This is a genomic window from Pseudomonas sp. D47, assembly GCF_045447305.1.
Lineage (GTDB): Bacteria > Pseudomonadota > Gammaproteobacteria > Pseudomonadales > Pseudomonadaceae > Aquipseudomonas.
Window position 1 is genome coordinate 21,967 of record NZ_JBJGXU010000068.1, and the last position, 7,015, is coordinate 28,981.

A 7,015-nucleotide genomic window follows, 5' to 3' on the forward strand; every position below is an offset into this window, starting at 1 on the left:
GTCCCAGCCTCCTTTAAAGGGCATTAATCAGTGTGGTGAAGGTTTCCTGCGCAGCCTTGATGATCTGCGACGACGCGGTGTAGTACTGCTGGAACTTGATCATGTCGCCCGCCTCGTCATCCAGGTTGACGCCCGACACTGAGTTGCGCGCCTCTTTGTTCGCACTGAGTAAAGCGCCGGTGGCCGCACTGTCGACGTTAGCCTGGCTAGTCTTGGAGCCCACGGTCGAAACCAGTTTGCTATTAGCCCCCACCAGGCTGACACCCGCGTTGCCGTCGCTCATGCCCACGCTGGCCTTGGTCTGCAGGTTCAGCAGTTCCTGGGCATTGCGGCCATCGGATTTGCCGCCACTGTTAAAGGCAAAGGTCGTGTTGTCGCCGTCAGCCGGGGAGCCGTTGACGGTGGTGTCGAAACTGAAGCTCTTGCCGGGGATGACCGCACCGCTGGCATCACGCATCGGCACATTGACGGTGATCTTGTTGCCCTGCCCCGGAATGATGCTGCCGGTGCCGATCGGGTTACCCTGCGCATCGTTGAGGGTATAAGGCTGCGTGCCGTCAGCAGCCGCTTTGCCGAAGACCATTTTCACCGGCATCGAGTTTTCGATGCCCGTGCGCAGTTGGGCCGTGTCAGCACCGCCATGAATATCCAGTGGCACGGTCAAGGACGGCTGGGTAAAGGTGCCCGTGCCGCTGTTGGTCTTGCCGCTGGTACCCGCCAACGGGCCGGCAAACGCTAGTTTGTTCGGATCGGTGATCGCCACGCCAATACCGCTGGCCCCGGTCGCGGTCGGGCTGACCTTGAAGCTGTCGCCAAACGCCATTGTGCCTTTACCATCCAGCGCGAGGGTAAAGCCATCCATCGTCGGCGGGGGTGTGGAGCTCATATCAAAGGTGCCCATGGCTTTGCCATCCGAGCGCAGTACCGTGACCTTGTTAGGGTTGGCGCTATCGCTGAAGGTCACCTTGTAGTCGAAGGTCGTCAGCTTGCTACTGTCGCTGATCGACACATTAAGGTTGCCCGCACCGCTGCTGTTACCCGCCGCACCCTGGCTGCGCGAGGCAATGGCGGCGGCACTGTTGATGTCTTTGAACAGCGAAATACCAAAGTCGCCATTCAGGTCCAGGCCTTGGCCCAGCTGATTATTGATCGTGTCTGCGGTCGCGATAGCGATGCGCCCCAGATCATTGATGGCGGGCATCAAGGCATCACTGCGATAACGCAACAGGCCACCAATGCTACCGCCACTGATCACCCCGCCCAGGTCCATGGTAGTACCGTTCATGTCCAACTGGATGGTGTACTGGCTGTTATCGGTCTTGCTCGGCACTGCGGAAATGGTGTTGGAAATCCCGCCTTCGACCAAAGACTGACCGCTGCCGGTAGTCACGCTGAACTGCCCATTCTTCTCGGTAGCCGTCACGCCGATCAATTCATTGAGCGAGCGTACGGCCTCGGTACGCGAGTCCAACAGGTTGGCCGGGGCATTGCCCGAAGCGCCCTGCACCTGGGAAATCTGCTTATTGAGCGAGGCAATCGAGGCGGTCAATTGATTGACCTGCTCACTCATGCTGCCCAACTGGTTATTGATGGTCTCTTTCTGCTGAGTCAACTGCGTCGAGATCGCGTTAAACCGGCTGCTCAAGGTCTGGGCGTTGGTCACCAGTAATTGGCGGGCCGACAGATCACTGGGGTTGGACGCCGATGTCTGCAAGGTAGCGAAGAAAGAACTGAGCACCGAGGACAGGCCCGTGGTCTTGTCCGACAGCACCTTATCGACCGCACTGATCTGATCCTGATAAGCCTTGGCGTCGTTATTCAGCGCCGTGCTGTTCTGGTACGCCGTGTCCAAGTATTCGTTGTACACCCGGCGAACGTCCGCCAGCGTGGTGCCAGTGCCGATAAACACACCACCGTACTGGTTATTGGCGCTGGCGTTCTGGGTGGTCTGCTGACGCGAGTATCCCGGGGTGTTGACGTTGGCAATGTTGTTACTCAGGACCGACAACGATCCTTGAGCGGCGTTAAGCCCCGACATCCCGATATTGAGCAAACTCATGGTTCAGACCTTATAAATGAGTGGTCGCGCCAGCGGCAGCGTAGTTCTGGTAACTGTTCATCGTTTTGGCGATCTGCGAAATCTTGCTGGCGTAGTCCGGGTCGGTTGCATATCCGGCTTTTTGCAACTCGCGTACAAACTGCTCCGGGTTATCGGCTGATTTCACAACTTCTTTATAGCGATCATTGCTTTGCAGCAATGTCACGAGGTCGTGGAAGCTGTCCTGATAGGAGTTATAGGAGCGGAAGTGCGCCGTCTCCTTGACCATCGACCCATCACGAAACTCGCTGGTGATTGCACGCGCCTGGCCGCCCTGCCAACTCTGCCCGGCCTTGATGCCGAACAGGTTGTGGCTGCTGCTGCCGTCTTCGGCGCGCATCACCGATTTACCCCAACCGGTTTCCAGGGCGGCCTGGGCCACCAGGTACTTCGGATCGACGCCGATACGCGCTGCGGCGGCCTTGGCCATCGGTAACATGGTGGCAACGAACTCATCCTGCGAGCTGAAGGCTTTCTTCGCCGGTGCCAGCGGTGGCTGGGCGATGGCGCGGCCATACACCTGCATGCGCCCGCTCGGCACGGCAAAGCTGTGCGCGGTGCTGTTGATCACGTTGTCGGCGGCGGCGCTATTACGCAGCGGCGCACTCTTGGCATCGATGGCGACCGGTGCGTTAGGCACAATGCCGGCCAACAGACGGTCAGTCAGCTTGCTTGGCAAAGCGATACGGCGCTGGTTCATCAGCTCCATATCGTTGGCGTGAGCACTGGCGCCTTCAGGCACGGCCACGCGGTAAGCCCACAGCGGGCGCTGGCCATTGGAGCGGCCCAACGGCCCTTCGGCTGTGGTGCCTGCAGCAATTTCAGTCGGCACATCGACTTTTTTCGCGGGCGCCTGCGCCGCCTCTGGGCCTTGCAAGGTGGCCGCCTGGGCGTCCACCGGTTTGTTCTTCTGCATCTGGCGCATCAGCACGTCGGCCAAGCCGATACCGCCGCCCTCGCGGGACATCGAGACCGCCAACTGCTGGTCGTACATTTCCTGGTACTGCTTGGCGGCCGGGGTGTTCATCGGGTTGTCCTTGCCCAGCGCCTCGGTGGCCGAGCGCATGGACTTGAGCATCTCGCTCAAAAACAGCGACTCAAACTCCTGCGCCACTTTGCGCATGTTGCCTTCGCTGTTCTTGTCGGCACCGACCTTGAGCTGGTTAAGCCGATTCAGGTCGGAGTAAGACCCCGAGTCCGCTGTGCTGCTGATCCCGCTCTTGCGCATATCCATGGCCATGGCCTCAGATCACAATCAGGTCGGCTTGCAAGGCGCCGGCCTGTTTCAGAGCTTCGAGGATCGCCATCAAGTCGCCTGGGGCGGCGCCCACCTGGTTCACCGCGCGGACAATCTCATCCAGCGTGGTGCCGGGGCCGAACTTGAACATCGGCTTGGCTTCTTGCTGAGCATTCACACGCGAGCGTGGAACCACCGCCGTCTGGCCGTTGGACAATGGCCCAGGCTGGCTGACGATCGGGTCTTCGGTGATGGTCACGGTCAGGCTGCCGTGGGTCACCGCTGCCGGCGACACCTTGACGTTCTGGCCGATCACGATGGTGCCGGTACGCGAATTGATGATGACCTTGGCCACCGCCTGGCCTGGGTCGACCTCAAGGTTCTCCAGGATCGACAGGTAGTCGACGCGCTGGCTTGGGTCCAATGGCGCAGTAACACGGATCGAACCGCCGTCGATGGCCTGGGCCACGCCAGGGCCGAGCATGTCGTTGATCTTGTCGACCACGCGCTTGGCGGTGGTGAAGTCCGAACGGTTGAGGTTCAAGGTCAGGCTGTTGCCTTGGTTGAAACCGCTGGGAACGGTCCGTTCCACCATGGCACCGCCCGGAATACGCCCGGCCGATGGCACGTTAACGGTGATTTTCGAGCCGTCGCGGCCCTCGGCGTCAAAACCGCCCACCACAAGGTTGCCCTGGGCGATGGCGTAGACGTTGCCGTCGATACCTTTAAGAGGCGTCATCAACAGCGTACCGCCACGCAGGCTTTTGGAGTTACCGATCGACGACACGGTGATGTCCACCACCTGGCCCGGCTTGGAGAACGCTGGCAAGTCGGCACTGATCGACACGGCCGCGACGTTCTTCAACTGCACGTTGCCCGAACCCGCCGGCACTTTGATGCCGAACTGCGAGAGCATGTTGTTGAAGGTCTGCAGGGTGAACGGGGTCTGGGTGGTCTGGTCACCCGTACCGTTGAGCCCCACCACCAGGCCGTACCCGATCAATTGGTTGGAGCGCACGCCGGAAATACTGGCGATGTCTTTCAACCGCTCAGCAAAGGCCCCTGCGCTCAAGGCCAGCAATAACGCGGCAGCCATCAGCTGTTTGAGTTTCAAAGTGGCCACCTAGAAAGGGAACAGCGGGCTAAGGAAGAAACGGTCGAACCAGCCTGGCTGACTCGCATCAGCAAACGAACCCGTACCCGAGTAGGTAATGCGCGCATCGGCAATCCGCGTCGACGGTACGGTGTTGTCAGTCGCAATGTCATCGGCCCGCACCATCCCGGCAATACGCACCAACTCATCACCGGTATTGAGGGTCATCCACTTTTCACCGCGTATCGCGATGATGCCGTTGGGCAATACATCGGCCACGGTTACGGTGATCGAACCGGTCAAGCTGTTGCCCTGCCCCGCCGCGCTCTTGCCGTTGGTGGCACGGTCGCCGCTGTAGCCGGCATTCAAGCTCAGATCACCATTGCCCAGCGGGTTGTTGACATTGGGTACAGCACCAAACAACGAGGTCAAGCCAATGCCGGCCTTACTGGTCTTGCCCACTTGGGAGTTGGCGTTCTTGCTGGCCTGGGTCTTTTCGTTCAGGGTGATGGTGATGATGTCACCCACTCGGAACGCCTTACGGTCGCTGTACAGGTTCTGTTCGAAACCGGCCTGGTAGATCGAGCCATTGTTGGCCGCCGCAGGCAGCGGCGTGCGTGGCAACACCGGCGCGTAGTACGGGTCATTGGGTTTTGGCGTCGGGGCGACACAGCCCGCGAGCACGGCGATCCCACTCAATGCCAGAACAGAAACATAGCGATTCATGACCCTTACCTCACGGTGCTGCAGGCGCCGTCAACGGCGCCCCATAGACTTGATTACAGATTCTGCGTTACGAACGAAAGCATCTGGTCGGCGGTGGAAATCACCTTGGAGTTCATCTCGTAGGCGCGCTGGGTGGTGATCATGTTGACCATCTCCTCAACCGTGCTCACGTTGGACGTTTCCAGGGTGCTTTGCAGGGTGGTACCGAAACCGTTCAGGCCAGGGGTGCCGATCTGCGGCGCGCCGCTGGAGGCGGTTTCCAGGAACAGGTTGTTACCCATGGCCTGCAAGCCGGCCGGGTTGATGAAGTCAGCGGTTTGCAGGTTGCCGATCACTTGCGACGCCGGGCTGCCGGCCACGGTGATCGACACGGTGCCGTCGTTGCCGACGGTGAAGGTCTTAGCATCCGCAGGCACGACGACAGCCGGCTCCAGGGCGAAACCGTTGGCCGTGACGATTTGGCCATTGGAGTCGAGGTGGAAAGTACCGTCACGGGTGTAGGACGTAGTCCCATCCGGTTGCAGGATCTGGAAGAAACCACGGCCGTTGATGGCCATGTCCAGCGGCTGGCCGGTTTGCTGCAGGTTACCGGCGCTGAAGTTCTTCTGGGTGCCGACGATCTGCACACCGGTACCCAATTGCAGGCCCGACGGCAGTTCGCTGTCCTGGGTCGACTGCGCGCCCGGCTGCTTCTTGATCTGATAGAGCAAGTCCTGGAACTCAGCGCGGTCACGTTTGAAGCCCGTGGTCGACACGTTCGCCAAGTTGTTGGAAATGGTGGTCAGGTTAGTGTCCTGGGCGGACAAACCTGTTTTGGCAACCCATAGAGCCGGAAGCATGCTGTTCTCCTTCGTGCGCCTGTTTGTTGGCGCCGTGTTGCAAAATTAGTGTTGGTTCAGTGAGGCCGCTATCAGCTCATCGACAGAACGCGAGTCATAGCCTGATCGTCTTCTTTGGCGCTGTTCATCATCTTGATGTGCAGCTCGAACTGCTTGGAAAGCGACAGCACTGCGGTCATTTCTTCCACGGCGTTGACGTTGCTCGCCTGCAGGAAGCCCGATGTCAGCTTGACGTTCGCATCCGCCTGGGCGGGCTGGCCATCCTTGGTGTGGATGGTGCCGTCCAACCCTTTGTTCATGTTCTTGAGGTCCGGCTGGACCATCTTGATGCGGTCCACTTCAGCCATCACCCGTGGGCCTTCGCCCATGGCGCGGATGCTGATGGTGCCGTCGGCGCCCACTTCGATTTTCTGCTGGGGCGGCACGGCAATCGGGCCACCGTTGCCCATCACCGGCATGCCGTTGCCGGCGCGCAGCACACCCAGCGCGTCAACGTTCATGCTGGCGCTGCGCACGTAGGCCTCGCTGCCATCGGGGGTTTGCACGGCGATCCAACCGTTGCCGTTGACCGCCACATCCAGGTCACGACCGGTTTCGATCATGGCGCCCGGGGAAAAATCAGTACCCGGCCGCTCAGTCATGGCAAAGGCACGCGCCGGAAAGCTGTCACCGAACACCGGCATCGAACGCGCCTGCTCCAGGTCACGCTGGAAACCGTTGGTGGAGATGTTCGCCAGATTGTTGGCATGGGCCTTCTGCGCCAGTGCATTCTGGCTGGCGCCGGTCATTGCCACATAAAGGTACTTGTCCACGCTCTATCCTCTTTCTGACGGACGCTTGCCGCCCACCGTTGTACTGATGAGGCTTAAGCAATTTGCGAACCAACTTTTTAAAAGAGGGCAAAATCCAGGCGGGGCGGGGGTTTGCTGACAGGCGCGAGGATTTAAGGGATGGGTAAGAGTCGAAAAAACGGCGGACTACTGCCGCCTGCGGCAAGCATCGGTCTTGAAAATGACAAAGAT

At 59.9% G+C, this 7,015-nt stretch carries 6 protein-coding genes; all 6 read right to left on the reverse strand.

Going from position 1 to position 7,015, the window contains the following annotated elements; translation table 11 throughout:
• Positions 1-13: 13 nt before the first annotated feature.
• The 6 genes from flgK to ACI77I_RS27595 all read right to left on the reverse strand — a co-directional run bounded on the left by flgK (position 14) and on the right by ACI77I_RS27595 (position 6,805).
• On the reverse strand, positions 14-2,059 hold the full coding sequence (gene flgK / locus ACI77I_RS27570; protein ID WP_094951603.1) for a flagellar hook-associated protein FlgK: 2,046 nt from the start codon (positions 2,057-2,059) through the stop codon (positions 14-16).
• Between the two features lie 10 nt (positions 2,060-2,069).
• Positions 2,070-3,338, reverse strand: coding sequence for a flagellar assembly peptidoglycan hydrolase FlgJ (flgJ, locus tag ACI77I_RS27575; protein ID WP_094951602.1), 1,269 nt, complete (start codon positions 3,336-3,338; stop codon positions 2,070-2,072).
• Between the two features lie 4 nt (positions 3,339-3,342).
• On the reverse strand, positions 3,343-4,431 hold the full coding sequence (locus ACI77I_RS27580) for a flagellar basal body P-ring protein FlgI (protein ID WP_094951622.1): 1,089 nt from the start codon (positions 4,429-4,431) through the stop codon (positions 3,343-3,345).
• Positions 4,432-4,458: 27 nt separating this feature from the next.
• The gene (gene flgH, locus ACI77I_RS27585) at positions 4,459-5,154 is read right to left on the reverse strand and encodes a flagellar basal body L-ring protein FlgH (RefSeq protein ID WP_094951601.1); all 696 of its coding nucleotides are present in this window, start codon (positions 5,152-5,154) and stop codon (positions 4,459-4,461) included.
• A 53-nt stretch (positions 5,155-5,207) separates the two neighbouring features.
• Complete coding sequence (gene flgG, locus ACI77I_RS27590; protein WP_094951600.1) at positions 5,208-5,993, reverse strand: flagellar basal-body rod protein FlgG; 786 nt, start codon at positions 5,991-5,993, stop codon at positions 5,208-5,210.
• 71 nt (positions 5,994-6,064) lie between these two features.
• Complete coding sequence (locus tag ACI77I_RS27595; protein WP_094951599.1) at positions 6,065-6,805, reverse strand: flagellar basal body rod protein FlgF; 741 nt, start codon at positions 6,803-6,805, stop codon at positions 6,065-6,067.
• Between the last annotated feature and the right edge of the window lie 210 nt (positions 6,806-7,015).